The following is a 17423-nucleotide window of genomic DNA, read 5'->3' as shown; positions in this document are numbered from 1 at the left end:
ATCTTTGTCTAGTATATCATCACTTCCAGCATATGGTCGTTATTAAGTTTAACATTAAAAAATACCCGCAAAGTTGACAAAAATAAAAAAACCGGGCTTCCCCGGATATATTCTTCAGCGGTCTACGTATTCTTTTGTTTCGTTGCATCTTTTTTTCTGGCCGGCCATAAACGGCGGACAATGCCCTGAATCTCCTCAAACAGGATACTTTCTCTTTCCAGGCGCGAAACTGCCTGCGATTCACCGCTCAGTTTGGGATGGTGATAGTATTGGGAAAGTATTTTCAACAATCGTTCCGGATAGGACAAATAAAGCGCCAGCAGCCTTTTCTCTTTCGGCTGAAGGGGCAGAATCTCCTCATAAGTCTGAATCAACCCTGCCGGTGAGTTTTCCGGATCCGTCACATCCCCAAAACGGTGAACAGCAAGGGCCAGATCACGAACGGGTGAGTCTGCCTGGGCATGGTCAAAATCAATGAAATAAAGATTCTGCTCATCCCATACCACATTGCCGGGATGAATCCGACGATGGCAAAGCACATACCGCGGAGCCATGCCTTCTTCCGTCTCCAGGAAACGACTCATTCCCCGAATGGCAAATGACAGGGAACGGTCCATCCGTTCCCTGACCTGCGCAAATGACTGGTCAAATGGAGAAGGAAATTCCCGGCCATTTCTTTCATCTTCGTAAAATTGCAGCTGTTCCTGTTTCGATTTCCATTCCTTTAACAGGCGTTCATCCGTTTTATTGATCAATTCAGGGTATTGATTTATGACTGGTTCCGACAACCGGTGGAGACGGGCAAGTCCGCTTACGATCTCCCTGGCTGTGATCTCCCGTTTTTGCTTTTCCTTCCATGGCAAGGCATACCAGCAGCTGGTTCCTGTACGTACGACCGGATTTTTCCCTGCAGTCAGGGCGAAGGGCAGGGAATGTGCAAAACCGTTCTGTTTCATGTCAGATAAAATTTGATGAAGAAGAATCAACTTTTCAAAAGGAGCACGCGATTGCTTGAGAGCCATTTTCCGATCAGGCAGAGTAACTTTCCACAATCCCCGGTCTCCCCTGATTTGAACAGGATTCCAACCAAACTGCCGGCAAACCTCCCTCAATTCATCGTATTGGTACATTCAATCAACTCCCTCCTCTCCGCTTCGTAATCTTTATTGAAAATACGCCTCTCTGTCTTCGTCATCCCGGTTCTTTTTCTCAGGCACCTGCAAGATTTGCCCGGGTTCCAGCCGGTCTGTCTGCAACCGGTTAATCTTTACCAGCCAATCTGCAGACACCTCATACTTGTTGGCAACATGATCAATGGTTTCATTCTCCTGTACGATCACCATGCGCATGGGAACAAAATTTTCTTCTTTTCCTTTAACCAGCCAGCGAATCCAGTCTGCCCTTCCAACCCTTTCTGTTTCTTCACCACATCCGGTTTCCATGCCGGTTTCTGTTTCTTCATTGATCTGTGTTTCTTCGTACGGTTCACTTTGCTCTTCCATGTGCAAATCCTGTTGCTCTTTCACTTCTTCCTTGCTGCACATATCCGGTTCTTCTTCCGTTCTTTCCCCTTTTTCCGTTTTCTCCAGTTTGGCAATTGGCGTTTCCGTGGACTCATCCTGCCGAACCTTGCTTTGTTGTCTGTCCCGCCAGAAATCCTGCGGAGATGGTTTAATCTCTACATTCACTCCTTGATGTGCCTCTTTTTCCTGTTCAGGCTCTGACTCCTCTTTCGGCAATGCTGCTTCCTGCTCTCCGGCATGGGCGTTTTCCGTTTTTTCCCCTGTTTCAGGGGAAAGTTCCGCATCCTGTACCTGCTCCATTCCATTTCCTGCATCCTTTTTCTCCAGATTTTCTTCAAAGGGCTGCAAATAAGCAGCATGATTTTCTTCAGTATTGGAAGCCTGATCCTGTGAATGTTCTTGGGAAATTGTTACGGGCTGCGCGGTGGCACCGGAAAAAACCGGATATTTTGGCTCCATCTCTTCTGCCTGTTCCTCCTCCTCTTTCCATTCCGGAAGCAGGCCATCAATCATTAAAATGGCTTCGATCTTTAATTCAAATGGTGACAGGACCTCATAGTCAAAAGTTTCCACTTCAGCCGAGATCCGTGAACGCTCCGCACGATCTGCAGGAAGAGTGATTTCAACCGGAATCACATAAGCCAATTCATTTGTCTCTTCCTCCCTTAACCGGGTATGCAAGGGATCTTCTTCATTCCGGTCCGTTTTGCCCTCACCTACATAAATGCCGTTTAAACGCAAATATCCCTGAATTTTCAAATGTTGCCCTTCGTCTTTGATTTCTACATCCGGATATAAGTCCAATTCCAGGAGGGCATCGATCCCCGGTTGTTGCGGATGCAAACGTACTTCTTCCAAAATATCAAAGCGAAGCTGGGTAAACTGGCTTTCCATCTGATTCCCTCCTCAAGAGGTTTTCTTCCCAAAACTTAAACCCTTGCTTCCCGCAAGCTCAAGCGAATGGGATATTAGTAAACTATATGCAATTCCTTTCCGGTTATAACTGATTCTTATGGACAAGAGTTTTTATGCCTGACAAAAGACTGCTGATATTTGGTTAACATCGGACATATCAACAAAGCAGAAGGAGGAGTGATTTTAGAAGCGGGGTAACTTTGAAAACGTTTAATGGAAGGAAAAACGGACAAAGTGTTAACGAAGCGGAGAAACCCGTCTGGAATCAAACGCCGGAGCGCACCCACTGCTCCCTTGCAAGACAGAGACCAGAGACAGAACGGAGTCCTGAAAAATCACCTCACAAATTCCTTTTTATAAAGTCAAAGAAGCCGCTGATATTTCACCAGCAGCCTCTAAAGCAAAAGATTATTTGTCAATGCATTTCTGTTATTTTCCGGCCAGTTTCTTCAGTGCGCTCCGGTTTGCTTCAAGGGTGCGGGCCAGATCTTCGTCGCTGTGAGACATAGAGACAAACATGCCTTCAAACTGGGAAGGCGCAATCAGAATGCCTTCTTCCATCATATTGCGGAAGTATGCAGCAAACAAACCGGTGTCTGAAGTTTTGGCCTGTTCATAATTGGTCACCGTTTCATCGGTAAAGAACATACAGACCATGGAGCCGACACGATTAATGTGGTGAGGAATCCCTGCTTCTTCTGCGTTTTGCCGGAAGCCTGCTTCCAGAATGGCTCCCTTTTTCTCCAGTTGATCATAGGCATCAGGAGTCATTTCCTCCAATGTTGCAATTCCTGCCGCCATCGCCAACGGATTACCGGATAAAGTACCTGCCTGGTAAACAGGACCGCTTGGAGCAATCAACTCCATAATTTCGCGCTTTCCGCCAAAAGCTCCAACCGGCAAACCTCCCCCGATTACTTTCCCCATTGTTGTCAGGTCAGGAGTGATGCCATAACGTCCCTGAGCGGAATGATAATCAACCCGGAAACCGGTCATCACCTCATCAAAAATCAGGACGGTGCCATACTGTTCGGTAATCTTGCGAACCCCTTCAAGAAAACCGGGTTGGGGCGGCACGACTCCCATATTGCCGGCAACCGGTTCAATAATGACAGCGGCCAAATCATCGCCAAACCGTTCAAAGGCCAGCCGCACACTTTCCAGGTCATTATATGGCACGGTTAGCGTAAATTGAGCCAGATTTCCCGGAACCCCGGGGCTGTCGGGCAAGCCCAGGGTAGCCACCCCGGAACCCGCCTTGATTAGCAGACTGTCCGAGTGTCCGTGGTAACTTCCTTCAAACTTCAAGATCTTGTTCCTCTTCGTATAGGCACGTGCCAGACGGATTGCACTCATGGTTGCCTCTGTTCCGGAGTTAACCATCCGGACGACTTCGACAGAAGGCATCCGTTCGGTCACGATTTTGGCCATCTTTGTTTCCAATTCTGTCGGCACGCCAAAACTGGTTCCTTTCCCAGCTGTTTCTTTTACAGCCTGAACCACTTTGGGATGGGCGTGTCCCAAAATCAGCGGCCCCCACGAACCGATATAATCAATATATTGGTTGCCATCCACATCGGTCACTTTGCAACCCTGCCCGCTTTCCGCAAAAACAGGATTCATCTGCACTGATTTGAAAGCGCGAACCGGACTGTTTACCCCCCCCGGAATCAATTCCACTGCTTCCTTGAAGTTGGCAACTGATCGTTCATAACGGTTACTCATCAACTTTCCCACCTTCTCAAACTCTTGCTCTCAAAATCCCGCCACTCTCATCTCCGCTTCCAAATTCTTCCGCTTCCATTATCCCTGGTTATCGATGATTCGCCTTTTTCAGCCAGCGGGCAATATCCTTGGCATGGTAGGTAATGATCATGTCCGCGCCGGCGCGTTTAAAGGAGACCATGCTTTCCATAACGATTTTCTTTTCGTCGATCCATCCATTCAACGCTGCAGCTTTTACCATGGAATATTCGCCACTTACATTATAGGCAACCACCGGCAAATCAAACCGTTCCCTGACACGGCGGACAATATCCAGATACGCAAGCCCCGGTTTCACGATCAGCAGATCGGCTCCTTCGGCCACATCGGAAGCGGCTTCGCGCATTGCTTCCCTGGCATTTGCCGGATCCATCTGATACGAACGGCGATCCCCGAATTCAGGGGTGGAATGAGCTGCATCACGAAACGGACCATAGAAACCGGAAGCATATTTTACGGCATAGGACATGATCGGAATCTGTTCAAATCCGGCTTCATCGAGACCTTTACGAATCGCATAGACAAACCCGTCCATCATGTTGGAAGGGGCAATCATATCCGCTCCGGCCCGGGCTTGTGAAACGGCCGTGGACACCATCCGCTCCAGGGACGGATCATTCAGTACTTCACCATTTTCCACAATCCCGCAATGTCCATGCGATGTATATTCACACAGACAGGTATCGGCAATCACATAAAGGGAAGGATATTGTTGCTTCAGATAACGGATCGCTTCCTGTACAATTCCGTGATTATGATCCGCCTGCGAGCCCCGTTCGTCTTTATGCAAAGGAACACCAAACACCAAAACGGAAGAAATGCCAAGCTGGACTACTTCATCAATCTCCTCATGCAGACGGTCGAGCGAATACTGAAAAACTCCGGGCATGGATGGAACTTCCTTCCTGATATCCGTTCCTTCCATGACAAAGATCGGATAAACCAAATCTTCCAATTGAACATGATTTTCTCTTACCAGACTTCTGATTTGCTCATTTATACGCAAACGGCGATGACGAATAAATGCCGACATGATTTCATCTCCTGTTCCTGATCTGAATTATGGTAGCTGTTTCAATGCTTCAACCAATCCATCAATCGTGTAAGTCTCGGCAACACGGTCTACTTCAAGCCCCAATTCTGTTACGGTTTGGGCGGTAATCGGACCGATGCAGACAATCCGGACATCTTTCAGGAGAGATGGAACATCTTTTCCTGCCGTGCGGAGAACTTGCACAAAGTTGCGAACCGTCGACGAGCTGGTGAAGGTAAGTACATGAATTTGCCCGTCCTCCAGTTTGCGGGCAATTTCCCCGGCGTCTCCCATTTCCGGCTCCGTATCATAAGCAGCCACATCGAACACTTCACAACCGATTTTCTCCAGTTCGTCCGCCAAAATCTTCCGGGCGATATTGGCACGCGGAAGTAATATTTTTTCTCCCTTTTTCACATATGGACGAAGACTTTCCACCAAAGTTTCCGCCTTATACTCTTTAGGAAGCACATCAACCAGCAGGCCCTTTTCTTTCAGAACTTCAGCCGTTTTGGATCCAATGGCCGCAATCCTCGCCTTCGCCATCCGGCGAATATCGATCTCAAGTTCAAGCAACCGCTGAAAAAAATGTTTGACTCCATTGGCGCTGGTAAAAATTACCCAGTCAAACTCGTCCAGACGATACAGAGATTGATCAAACAATTCCTGCTGCTTGGGAGGAACAATCCGGATTACCGGAAACTCCAAAGCTTCTCCGCCCAATGCCTCAATCTTTTCAGAGAGTTCACTGCTCTGGGAACGTGCCCTGGTAACGAGAACCCGTTTGCCAAACAACGGTTTTTTCTCAAACCAGGACAGTTTTTCATGCAACCGGACAACTTCTCCCACAATGATGACGGCCGGAGAACGAAAGTCGTTTTCTTCTACTTTCTGCACAATGTTTCCGAGAGTACCCGTTATGGATTCCTGCTCCATTCTTGTTCCCCATCGAATCAGGGCGATCGGGGTTTTGCTGTCCCGCCCGTATTTTGTTAACTGCTCAACAATATAAGGCAGACTTTTTACCCCCATCAGAATTACCAATGTTTCGGTAGCGTTGGCCAGGATATCCCATGAAACCGTCGAGCCATTCTTTTCCGGCTGCTCACGGCCTGTAACAATGGAAAAAGAGGCATTAAAGTCCCGATGGGTGACAGGAATGCCCGCATAAGCGGGAACAGCTACCGCTGAAGTAATTCCGGGAATAACCTCAAAAGGAATTCCTTCCTCAACGCAGCACTCCGCCTCTTCTCCACCGCGTCCAAAAACAAACGGGTCTCCCCCTTTCAGTCTGACCACAACCAACCCTTTTTTTGCCTTTTCCACCAGCAAATGATTGATGTCATCCTGCTTCAGGCCTTTGCGGTCTGGCAATTTTCCGACATAAATCAGCTCAACGTCTTGTTTGGCATGTTTTAAAAGCTGGGGATTGGCCAAGCGGTCATAAATGATGACATCGGCCTTTGAAATGGCACGCAATCCGTTTACTGTGATTAAACCGGGATCTCCTGGTCCTGCTCCTACCAGATATACGATGCCTTTCATCGAGCCAACCCTTCTTTCACTGTTGCCAACAGTTCAGCAGCACCCTCTTCTTTTAGCGATTTGGCCAGGGTTTCACCTGCTGCCTGCGCATCTTTCCCAATGAATGACTGTTTGATTACGGTTTTTCCGTCAGGATGGGCCACCAGCCCTGTTAAATGCACTTCATTGTAGCGGATCTCGGCGTACGCCGCCAGCGGCAAATGGCATCCGCCCTGGAAGGCATTTAAAAAAGCCCGTTCTGCCCGAACTGCTCTGGCCGTTTCTTCGTGATTCAGTTTGGAAAGGAGGTTTAACAGCTCCTCATCATCTTCCCGGCACTGAATGGCCAGTGCCCCCTGTCCAACCGCAGGCAGCATGATTTCGGCAGGCAGTTCCTGGGTTACTTCTTGCTGCCATTTCATCCGTTTTAATCCTGCTGTAGCCAATAAAATTGCATCAAACTGGCCTTCTTTCATTTTCCGAATTCTGGTGTCCAGATTGCCCCGGACCGGCTTCACCTTCAAATCAGGCCGATAAGCCAGTATTTGCGCCTGGCGTCTCAAGCTGCTTGTTCCTACCACGGCCCCGCCTGACAGTTCATCCAGCCGTTTTTTATCTCTCGATAACAAGGCATCGGTTGGATTTTCCCTGACCGGCACGGCACCAATCATCAGTCCCGGTGGCATTTCCGAAGGCATGTCCTTCATGCTGTGCACGGCGAAATCAATTTCCCCATCCAGCATGGCTTGTTCAATTTCTTTTACGAACAGGCCTTTGCCACCTACTTTGGACAGTGTGACATTCAAAATCCGGTCTCCTTTGGTCACAATCTTTTTACGTTTAATTTCCAATCCCGGTTCCAGTTCCTGCAAACGTTCAACGACCCAATCTGTCTGGGTTAATGCCAACTTGCTCTGTCTTGTTCCTACGACCAGCGTCCGCACGCAACGGAACCTCCTTTCTTGTCACTGTCGGTCACCATTTTTTCCAGCCAATTTAACATTTTCTCCCGAGCCTCTGCCGACTCTTTCCGACACAAATCAACCCACTGCTCAGACAACAGTTCTTTCAACAACTGACGCCGCAAACAGACATCAGCCACCTTCTTCCGCATGATTTTGCGCATCTCCTGCATCAAATCCAGATACAGTTCGTATTCCGTGCCATAGATCTCTTCCAGGTCCTGCCTGATTTTTTGGGCGACCGCCGGACAGGCTCCATTGGTGGAAATGTGAATTTGCAAATTTCCGCGCCTTACGGTGGAAGGTACCATAAAATTGCAAAGTTCCGGCTGATCAACAACATTGATCCATTGGTTGCGGAGAATTGCCGCCTGATGCACCTGGCGGTTAACATTTTTGTCATTGGTGGCCGCAATGATCAGGAATTGATTATCATTATCTTCTTTTCGATAAACCCGATTAATCCACTCAATTTTTCCGGAAAGGGCCCACTTTTTAATCCGGGGGGTTGCTGAGGGACTGACCAGTTTTACACAAGCCCCTGACCCGATCAGGGAGCCTGCTTTCCGTTCGGCTACCTTTCCCCCGCCAACCACCAGACAGGGCCTTCCTTTCAAGTTTACCATCATGGCATACCGTTGTGTCATTCAGCCCCAAGCTCCTTTGAACTCCTATAACCAGTGGTGAAAAGTGGCACTGGATCGGGTGATGAAATAATTGAGAAGGACCGCCAAAAAAGAGACGACATTCCACCAGGCCAGACGGCGCCCGGTCAGCCGGGTTCGAACCCGGCTGTACAAAATCCGGCTGTACAGCAGAATGATCAGGAAAGACCACCATAATTTCAGATCCATCCAAATCAGCCCGTTGACTGTTTGGTAAGCATAAATGATCCCCAATATCAGGGAAATCAGCAAAAACACAGTACCTGCGATAACCAGCCAGATTGAAAAAGTTTCCGAACGTGTCAGACTGGGCAATTTACGCAACAGATTGTTCCATTTCTTTTCTTTAAGCAAATGGTTGTTTATCAAATATAACCCCCCGCTGATACACGCCAGGGAATAGGCCACATAAGCCATCATCGCCATGGTCACATGAATGAAAACAAGTTCAGTCAGCAATAAGTGTTCAAAAGCGGGGGATTTATGGCGCACGAAAAAAAGATTTAGTCCCAAAACAATAAAGCCCATCAAATTGGCCAACAGATAATAGATCGGCATGCGGAAAATGAGATGCATGACCAGAGTAAAGCTGATGATAATCCATGAATAAATGAACAATGCATCAATCCGGAATGACAACGCACTTAGCCACCAATCGAAAATTACCAGGATAAAAATGGACGTCTGGATGAGCCATACGATTCCCAGAAAATAATAGGATATCCTTTCAGAAATCTTGTTTCGTTGCAACAGATCAGCCACTGAAAACAGCAGGCTTATTGCATATAAATAAATCATAAAATCATAAATCCAACGCTCCGCAAACATATCGGTTTCCTCCTCTTACGTGCGGACCCAAGCTTTTTGACTGACAAGCGCTGGACTTTTTACCTCTGTATGGGTTGTGGCTTCTTCCTCTTCCTTTGCCAACATTTCTTCCAATGCAAACAGATAGACAAACATCTCCTGTGCAGCTTCTTTTTGCGAGGTGGTAGCCAATTCCTTAATGCGAACAATTGGATCACGCATCATTTGGTTTACAATACTCTTTGTATGTTTACGAATGACGCGTCTCTCTTTTTCCGTCATGTTTGGCAGTTTGCGTTCAATCCGTTTGACGGCTTCTTCCTGAATCGATAAAGCTTTTTCACGCAGCGCCGAAATCAGTGGAACCACGCCCAGGGTATCAAGCCACTCCCCGAATTCACACACCTCATCATCGATCCATGCGCTGATTTTCTCGGCTTCGTGTTTGCGCAACGTCATGTTGGCATCGACAATTCCGTGCAAATCATCAATATCATAGAGAAATACCGACTCCAGTTCACCGATTGCCGGATCGATATCCCGCGGAACAGCGATATCAATCAGGAAAAGCGGCGTACGGCGATATTTCAGTGCCGGTTCAACCATGGCCCGGGTCAATACAGGCTCTTTTGCTCCAGTGGAACTGACGACAATATCCGCTTCCTCAAGAGAGGGAACCAATTGATCCCAGGGACGCGCCTCACCCCGAAACTTGTCGGCAAGTTCCTCCGCTTTGGAAAAAGTCCGGTTGATCACAAGTACCCGGCTTGTCCCGGATGAATAAAAATGTTTTGCCGTCAGCTCACTCATTTTGCCCGCACCAATCAACAAAATGGTTTTGTCTCTGAACGAATCAAACATTTTCTTGCCCAACTCAACGGCTACATAACTGACAGAAACGGCATTTTGTCCAATTTCCGTCTTGGAATGAACACGCTTTCCAAATGTAATCGCCTGTTTGAAGAGCGTATTGAACAGAGTCCCTGTTGTTTTATATGCCATTGCCGTCTGGAAAGCTTGTTTCACCTGACCCAAAATCTGCGTTTCTCCCAGCACCATGGAATCCATGCCGCAAACAACCCGAAACAGATGATGCACTGCATCCTGACCGTTTTTAATATACAGGTAATCGCCAAATTCCTCACGTGGAATGTGAAACCAGTTTTCCAAGTATGCTTTGGCATAATATTCCCCTGTGTGAAGCTGATCACAAACTACATAGAGCTCCATCCTGTTGCAAGTGCTTACAATCACACATTCCATGATGCTCTTCATATCGCGCAAGTTCCTTAAGGCCAATTGCAGCCGATCTTCCGAAAAAGACAACTTTTCCCTCAATTCGACTGGAGCGGTCTTATGGTTTAGTCCAACGGTTAAGATATGCATAGCATTTCACCTCAAATCCCGGACGCTTGTCCAGGTACATCAAACGTCGAAAAACATCGAAGAATTATAATACATTATATCATATCATGAAGGGTTGACCTGTGAACACATTTTGGAACTGACTGAATCGTATGAGTACTTTTCGGTATTCATATTATATAATGGAAATATAGATACTTGCCCATTTTCAATGAGGTGATCTTTTTGAAAAATAAGATCTGCTGGCTTCCGGCGTTCATCCTGGTATTGTGTTTTGCCCTGGTCACCGCCTGCAAGCCGACATCCGGCGACAACACGAAAATTCGCCTGGTTGAAGTAACACATTCCCTGTTTTACGCCCCGCAATATGTTGCTATGAGCCAGGGATTTTTCAAACAGGAAGGTTTATTAATCGAACTGGTCAACGGCAATGGCGGAGACAAAACAATGACTACCTTGCTCGCGGATGAATCGGACATTGTCCTGGTCGGTGTGGAGTCCGGCATTTACGTCACTGCACGTTCAGGCAGCAATCCGGTAACGGCATTCGCGCAGCTCACCCAAACAGACGGTTCTTTTCTTGTATCCAGAAAACCGATCCGTCAATTCAACTGGCAAATGCTGAAAGAAAAATCCCTGTTGGGCCAGCGCCGCGGCGGAATGCCCGAAATGGTCAGTGAATATGTACAAAGAAAAAACAAGCTCGTTCCGCACAAAGATGTCCGAATTATCCAAAATATCGACTACCAGAATCTGGGGAATGCTTTCTTGTCCGGAACAGGTGATTTTGCACAACTGTTTGAACCACTCGCCTCAAAAATTGAAGAAGAGGGCAAAGGATATATCGTTGCCTCTTTTGGCAAAGACAGTGGTTACCTTCCTTATACCTGCTACCTGACTAAAAAAAGCTGGATACAAAAAAATCCGGAAATCGCCAAAAAGTTTGTCCGCGCAGTTTACAACGGCCAAAGATGGGTTCAAACCCACTCTCCTGAAGAAATCGCCTCAGTCATCCAGGATTACTTTCCCGAAACGAACAAATCAACCCTTGTACGTGTCGTAAAACGTTATAAAGAACAATCCTCCTATGCATCCAATCCATTGATCGACAAAGATGAATATCAGCATTTGCTTGACATCATGCAGCAGGCAGGAGAATTGCCCAGACACGTTCTTTATGAACAACTGATTGATACAAAAATAAGCCAGGAAGTGATGCAGGAAGCAAAGGGGGCTTCTTCATGAAAAAAACACCCAGGCCTGCGATTACCCTGAATCAGGTTACCCACACGTACTTTACCAAAAAAGAGGAAGTTACGGCTATTTCCGATATTACCTTCGCCGTCCCGCAAGGGGAACTGTTGGTGCTGGTCGGGCCAAGCGGCTGCGGAAAAAGCACAATTCTCTCACTTCTTGCCGGAATCTACAAACAAACTGCCGGCCAAATCCTGTTGTTTGGAGAAGAAATAAGCCAGCGCTCAAAATGCACCAGTTACATGCTGCAAAAAGACGGATTGCTTGAATGGCGAACTGTTGCCCAAAACATGCGTTTGGGTCTGGAACTCCAGAAGCAGGCAACCCCGGAACGGATTGAGTACGCCTTTCATTTGCTGGAACAGATGGGACTTGGACAGTTTGCCCATCTGTACCCGTCCCAATTGTCAGGAGGCATGCGGCAACGGGTGGCACTTGTCAGAACATTGGCCGTGAACCCGGACATTTTGCTGCTGGATGAGCCGTTTTCCGCCCTCGATATTCAAAACAAGATTGTTTTGGAAGATTTGTTGGTAGAAGTCATGAAAGAACAAAAGAAAACAGCGGTATTGGTGACTCATGATCTGGAAGAAGCTCTGGCCGTCGGCGACCGGATCATCGTGATGGGAGGCCGCCCCGGTACCATCCGCCAAACCACTGCCGTTCCGGAAGAAATTCGTTTGTTGCCGCCGCTCAAGTCTCGAAGTCACCCCGTATTTCGCCAGTTATTTGAAGAACTGTGGCGGGAGGTGGAACGAAATTGAATTTGTTTATATGGAACAGATGGCTGGAAAAGGGAGCATCCAGTGCCCAACACGCCCGTTTTTTGCGAAAATTGCGACTCCGGCAAATCGGGGTCTGGACGCTTCGTTTCCTCATCCTGATCGCTTTTCTCGGCCTTTGGGAATGGGGAGCAGAGTCCGGCTGGATTGATTCCTTCCTGTTCAGCAGCCCCGCACTGATGTGGAAACAGGCAGCAGAACTGGCGCAATCGGGCGAACTGTACCGGCATGTCGCCATTACTTCACTGGAAACCGTTGCCGGTTTTTTAATTGGTACCGCCTCCGGGATCATCCTGGCTACCATCATTTGGACGTCACCATTTTTGTCCCGCGTCCTCGATCCTTACCTTGTCGTCCTGAACAGTATGCCCAAAGTCGCACTGGGCCCGCTTTTCATCGTTTCTTTTGGAGCCGGTTTCGCTTCCGTTCTGGCAATGGGAATTGCCATTACCATCATCATTACTACCATTGTCATTTATACAAGCTTTCAAAGCGTGGATGAGAGCTATCTCCTTTTGGCACGATCATTTGGTGCAAGCCGGAGCCAAATCTTCTTTAAAATCATCTTTCCGGCCTGCGTTCCTGATATGATTGCCGCCCTGAAGGTCAATGTCGGCCTTTCCTGGGTCGGCGTCATTGTCGGGGAATTTCTGGTTTCCAAACAGGGGCTCGGCTATCTGATGATTTATGGTTTTCAGGTATTTAACCTGCACCTTGTGATGCTGAGCCTGATGATTGTGGCGATCATCGCAACCATCATGTACCAGATCATCGCCATAACAGAAAAACGTTTTGTTCACAAGGTTCGCCAGGAATGAAAAAAGCAAATGACAAATGCCGGAGCCGGATTAACCAGCCTTCCTTGTAAATTCTATGTTTGGCTGATCACTTGCAAGAAGTTTCATTGCCTGTTAAAAAGGAGTATCGTCTATTGATACTTCTTTTTAACAAAGCTGAGGCTCCACACACTTTGGGATTTACCACAGGCGCTTCCAAAGTTTGGTCTCCAAAATCTTTATGACTCATCACCCCAAAGCGTTTACAGCTTGGGCATAGACTTGACGACCTGGGCATTCTAAATCTACATCATTTCTTACTCAGACCCAGATAAGCGAAGTCGGTGGTTTTGCTGTCTGGCATACTGGCTTTACTGATCTTCTGCATTGTCCGGTCGACCGGGTCGTAAGAGTATTGAGTGGTTTTGTACTTGGTGGTGGAGCCTTCTTTTAATGCTTTATGTTCTTTGACATGGTCAAAACCATCGTGGATGGTTTGTTCGATCAGGGTTCCCGCTCAGTTCACCGAACGCCATGCCGTTTGTATAATATCTTTTCCATATAATCTGTCAAACAACGCATGGAACCGTCTCTTCGGGTTTTCTTTAGCCGCAAGGTAGAGGGGGCCGTTGGAGTTCTTGAGCTTTTGCTTTGGTATAGTTAGCCATTTCTTTGGCATTCACTCGCTCTTACCTCCCCGGTTTCCATGAAAGCAGGGGGGTTGTCTTTCGTCGCCCCTTCATTGGTAATATGGCTCCCTCCGACTCCCTTCCGCAACTACTATTTCACCCTTTGGGCTTACAGGTTTGCCTGTTACGACGCATTGTCTCCGTGCGGGGGAGGGTCTCCCTGGTTCCAGACACAACTTTCTCCACATGCCGATCCCTCTATACCGGAGAGTTCTTCCACGCTGCGTTTCCAAGTTCTTCACTTGTTCCATGGTCTCGCCTCCATCCACGAGACTCGACACTTCCTTGTCCCCTATTGGGTTACAAATTGACGATGCGGCAGGATTCACGGTTGTTACGGCCTGCGGCTTTGCTCCGCTACACTTTGCACAGCTTTTCACTTCAGCCGCCAGATTTCTCCAACGTCTGCCTGCCAGCTGCGAGGCACTTGGCCCTACCTCGGCTGAACTTTCATCAGCCAGTTGTGCCTGGGGGAACACTTTGACGCTTACAAGGGGATAATATCAAGTTAGGAAGTGTTTTTTTTTAATAATTTCTTGCTCCTTTTCTATCCGCATCAGATCGTATGGTTGAACAGGAAGATCCACTTTCACTTTCACTTTTTGCATGGGATGGCGTGCTGCATCCAGTGGATTTCCTTTTTCGTCCCGGATCTCATCTATTTGTTGGAGAAACTTTTCACGTTTCGGTCCAATAAACTCCACTTCTTGACCAATTTTAAAATGATTGCGTTGTTCGATCAGAGCAGTTTGCGTTTCTGGGTCATAATCGAGAACAAGACCTGCAAAATCATAAGCCGCCATTTTCGGAGGCAAACCAAAGATTTGATCCTTTTCGGAAGGATTATTGAAATAAAATCCGGTAGTTAACGGTCGATTGGCCGCTTTCAGGATCTCTTCTTTCCACTCAGGTTTAAACTGGAACCCTTCTGGATCTTCACAATAGGCATCGATCACCCGACGATAGGAATTGACTACCGTTGCAATGTAATGGATGCTTTTCATCCGTCCCTCAATTTTAAGTGAATCGACTCCTGCATTGATTAATTCCGGAATGTGTTCTATCATACAAAGGTCTTTGGAGCTCATGGTAAAAGATTGATCCCCTTCTTCAAACAGGGCATTTTCCTCACCATCAAGGTCTTCGAACAGGTCATACTTCCAACGACAGGACTGTGCACATCCACCTCGATTGGCATCGCGGCTGGTCATATAGTTGGACAAGACACAGCGACCAGAGTAAGACATACACATCGCTCCATGAATAAATGTCTCAATCTCGATATCGGTATGCTGCTTAATTTTTTGAACTTCGTCCAGGGAGACCTCACGCGCCAAGACGACACGCGGGATTCCTTCATCTGCCCAAAATTGCACCGTTTGCCAGTTGGTGATGGAAGATTGTGTACTAATGTGAATTTCCAGATTGGGGGCCGCTTCTCGGCAAATATCAACGACTGCCGGATCAGCAATAATTACTGCATCGATCCCAATCTGATACAATGTTTGAAAATAGTCGGTCATCCCATCAAAGTCTTCATTGTGAGCTATGATGTTGGCTGCAACAAATACCTTCGCCCCATGTTGATGAGCAAAAGCGACCCCTTCTTTCATATCTTCATAAGAGAAGTTTCCGGCTTTCGAGCGAAGACCGTATTTTTGCCCTCCAATATAGACAGCATCCGCTCCGTACAACACGGCAAATTTTAATTTCTCCAGATTACCTGCCGGAGCGAGTAGCTCTGGTTTTTTCAACTTGGTTCGCTCTGCCATTTTGCATCACCTCCTTTTCCAGTAGACTTGTTCTTTAAAGTAAAACCCGGTACCGAGAGGGTAACTCTTTGGCTGGATTTTTTGAAGTTCAGAAAGCAAGCTGGGATCAAGTGGAGCCTGTGGATCTTGAAGAAAAGCATCGATTGCTTGACGGTAGATGGAGGCAATCTGACAATTATAGGCGATCGATTTGCGATTTCCTTCGATATAAAAGCAGTCTACGCCGCTAGTGATCAACTGTCCAAGGTGTTCAATCATACAGAGATCCTCATTGCTCATCACATGTGTACCATGCAGGTCTTCAAAAACAGGATATCGTTGCTCTTTTCGAACGTGCTCTTTCAGAAAAAGCGGTTGCTCCCGCTCTTCGCGGTATCGCTTCTGGAAACGAAAATAGTTGCTGACCAGCTTCCGCTTTGAGTGAAAAATGCAGGTCATCCCATGGACTTGTACTTGAATCGGGACAGGACTATATCGTTTGATCTCGATGACTTCCCTCATCGAAAGTTCACGCGCCAAATTAGCGCGAGTTGCTCCGCGTTTCGCCCAAAATTGGATCGTGCGATAGTTGGTGGATGTGGTCTCTGTACTCCAGTGCAAACCAAGCTGAGGAGCGACCCGTTTAGCCGTCATGAAAACAGCCGGGTCACCAAACACGATTGCATCCACCTCATGCTCGGCCAGTTGCTGGAGGTATTCCTCCAGCCCCTCGAGATGATCATGATGGAGGAGAGCATTGACTAAAACATATACTTTTTTCCCTTGGTCATGGGCAAGTTGAACAGCCGAATGAATCATAGCCAAATCAAAATGACCAGGGGCTCGAAGTGCATGCCTTTCATCGCCCACAGTGACCGCATCAGCACCCGCTGCAAATAATTTTTCTACTTCTGCAAGGCTTCCTGAGGAAACAATCAGCTCAGGAGTTTGTAAACCCATGTAGAACGTCCTTTCTTCTTTATATCTTAAATATTATCACCATTATTCCAATGCAAACAGGCATCCTGTCTGATCATGATGCCATGGAGTCAAAAAATGACTACGCAACTTACTCAACAGTAAACCTAATTCAATATTATACATCCAGGTAAAGTGGAAAGGTAGAAAGGATGGTCCCTTTATTCATCTCAAACATCTGATCTGCAATCACCAGTGCATCCTTGAATGGGTTCCAAAATCATGGCAATTCCCGATTTTTTAAGAATCTGATTCCGAACGCATAATATTTTCCGCTCTACTAAAGGGTTTATCAGGAGAAGATGATGGTTCGTTTCACCGTGCCTGCACTATCTTTTTCCTGCACCTGGCTAACCTGATTCAGTTCGTTTTAGCTGATGGCGCAGGTTTTCACCTTGGCGTGCGGGAAGTCCGCTATTTCGGTCATATTGCCGTTAACGTCATAAGTGCAGGTGAAGTCTTTTTGCTCATTATCCGTCACGTCGGTCAAGTCTTTCTCCTTTTTCACGGCATCGGCGCTGACGACAAATCCGGTTTGTCCACTGTGGGCCACGGTTTTTCACCGAGAGCTTCACACTGCCGGATTGATCAAAGTTATATTTACCCAGCAAAACCCGGTTTCCGCCGTTTTGTTG

15 protein-coding genes are annotated in these 17423 nt (G+C 47.2%); 3 read left to right on the top strand and 12 right to left on the bottom strand.

The genetic code is table 11. The annotated features are described in order from the left end of the window. Positions 1 to 122: 122 nt before the first annotated feature. From H2C83_RS10575 to hemA, 9 genes are all read right to left on the bottom strand, one after another. The gene (locus tag H2C83_RS10575; RefSeq protein ID WP_181740502.1) at positions 123 to 1130 is read right to left on the bottom strand and encodes a YutH/CotS family kinase-like spore coat protein; all 1008 of its coding nucleotides are present in this window, start codon (positions 1128 to 1130) and stop codon (positions 123 to 125) included. Between the two features lie 33 nt (positions 1131 to 1163). Then, on the bottom strand, positions 1164 to 2417 hold the full coding sequence (locus tag H2C83_RS10570) for a LysM peptidoglycan-binding domain-containing protein (protein WP_181740500.1): 1254 nt from the start codon (positions 2415 to 2417) through the stop codon (positions 1164 to 1166). A 450-nt stretch (positions 2418 to 2867) separates the two neighbouring features. Then, entirely contained in the window at positions 2868 to 4163 is a 1296-nt protein-coding gene (gene hemL, locus H2C83_RS10565) for a glutamate-1-semialdehyde 2,1-aminomutase (RefSeq protein WP_181740498.1), read from the bottom strand. Positions 4164 to 4251: 88 nt separating this feature from the next. Beyond that, positions 4252 to 5235: a porphobilinogen synthase gene (gene hemB, locus H2C83_RS10560; RefSeq protein ID WP_181740496.1), complete on the bottom strand. Its 984-nt coding sequence runs from the start codon at positions 5233 to 5235 to the stop codon at positions 4252 to 4254. A 27-nt stretch (positions 5236 to 5262) separates the two neighbouring features. Next, positions 5263 to 6780: a uroporphyrinogen-III C-methyltransferase gene (gene cobA / locus H2C83_RS10555; RefSeq protein ID WP_181740494.1), complete on the bottom strand. Its 1518-nt coding sequence runs from the start codon at positions 6778 to 6780 to the stop codon at positions 5263 to 5265. After that, a complete protein-coding gene (hemC, locus tag H2C83_RS10550; RefSeq protein WP_181740492.1) occupies positions 6777 to 7703 on the bottom strand; it encodes a hydroxymethylbilane synthase in 927 nt (308 codons plus the stop codon). The genes cobA and hemC overlap by 4 nt, the downstream gene beginning before the upstream one ends. Next, positions 7685 to 8368: a precorrin-2 dehydrogenase/sirohydrochlorin ferrochelatase family protein gene (locus tag H2C83_RS10545; protein ID WP_181740490.1), complete on the bottom strand. Its 684-nt coding sequence runs from the start codon at positions 8366 to 8368 to the stop codon at positions 7685 to 7687. The genes hemC and H2C83_RS10545 overlap by 19 nt, the downstream gene beginning before the upstream one ends. Before the next feature lie 24 nt (positions 8369 to 8392). Further along, entirely contained in the window at positions 8393 to 9214 is an 822-nt protein-coding gene (ccsA, locus tag H2C83_RS10540) for a cytochrome c biogenesis protein CcsA (RefSeq protein WP_181740488.1), read from the bottom strand. Positions 9215 to 9229: 15 nt separating this feature from the next. Then, positions 9230 to 10579: a glutamyl-tRNA reductase gene (gene hemA / locus H2C83_RS10535; protein WP_181740486.1), complete on the bottom strand. Its 1350-nt coding sequence runs from the start codon at positions 10577 to 10579 to the stop codon at positions 9230 to 9232. A 204-nt stretch (positions 10580 to 10783) separates the two neighbouring features. Between hemA and H2C83_RS10530 the strand changes: the two genes are divergently transcribed. From H2C83_RS10530 to H2C83_RS10520, 3 genes are read left to right on the top strand one after another with little or no spacing between them, the layout of a single operon-like run. Continuing rightward, positions 10784 to 11803: an ABC transporter substrate-binding protein gene (locus H2C83_RS10530; RefSeq protein ID WP_181740484.1), complete on the top strand. Its 1020-nt coding sequence runs from the start codon at positions 10784 to 10786 to the stop codon at positions 11801 to 11803. Continuing rightward, positions 11800 to 12576, top strand: coding sequence for an ABC transporter ATP-binding protein (locus H2C83_RS10525; protein ID WP_181740482.1), 777 nt, complete (start codon positions 11800 to 11802; stop codon positions 12574 to 12576). Before H2C83_RS10530 ends, H2C83_RS10525 begins: the two co-directional genes overlap by 4 nt. Then, positions 12573 to 13412, top strand: coding sequence for an ABC transporter permease (locus H2C83_RS10520; protein ID WP_312853902.1), 840 nt, complete (start codon positions 12573 to 12575; stop codon positions 13410 to 13412). Before H2C83_RS10525 ends, H2C83_RS10520 begins: the two co-directional genes overlap by 4 nt. A 1150-nt stretch (positions 13413 to 14562) precedes the next feature. Here the strand turns inward: H2C83_RS10520 and H2C83_RS10515 are convergent. The 3 genes from H2C83_RS10515 to H2C83_RS10505 form a co-directional block, all read right to left on the bottom strand. After that, the gene (locus H2C83_RS10515) at positions 14563 to 15831 is read right to left on the bottom strand and encodes a peptidase U32 family protein (protein ID WP_181740480.1); all 1269 of its coding nucleotides are present in this window, start codon (positions 15829 to 15831) and stop codon (positions 14563 to 14565) included. Between the two features lie 6 nt (positions 15832 to 15837). Then, positions 15838 to 16770, bottom strand: coding sequence for a peptidase U32 family protein (locus tag H2C83_RS10510; protein WP_181740478.1), 933 nt, complete (start codon positions 16768 to 16770; stop codon positions 15838 to 15840). A 388-nt stretch (positions 16771 to 17158) separates the two neighbouring features. Further along, positions 17159 to 17341: a hypothetical protein gene (locus H2C83_RS10505; RefSeq protein ID WP_181740476.1), complete on the bottom strand. Its 183-nt coding sequence runs from the start codon at positions 17339 to 17341 to the stop codon at positions 17159 to 17161. Positions 17342 to 17423: the final 82 nt, after the last annotated feature.

The sequence above is a fragment of the Thermoactinomyces mirandus genome (genome assembly GCF_013868055.1).
Classification (GTDB): Bacteria; Bacillota; Bacilli; order Thermoactinomycetales; family Thermoactinomycetaceae; genus Thermoactinomyces; species Thermoactinomyces mirandus.
The sequence above is the reverse complement of the archived record's forward strand: the minus strand, read 5'-3'. Positions and strand labels throughout refer to the sequence as shown.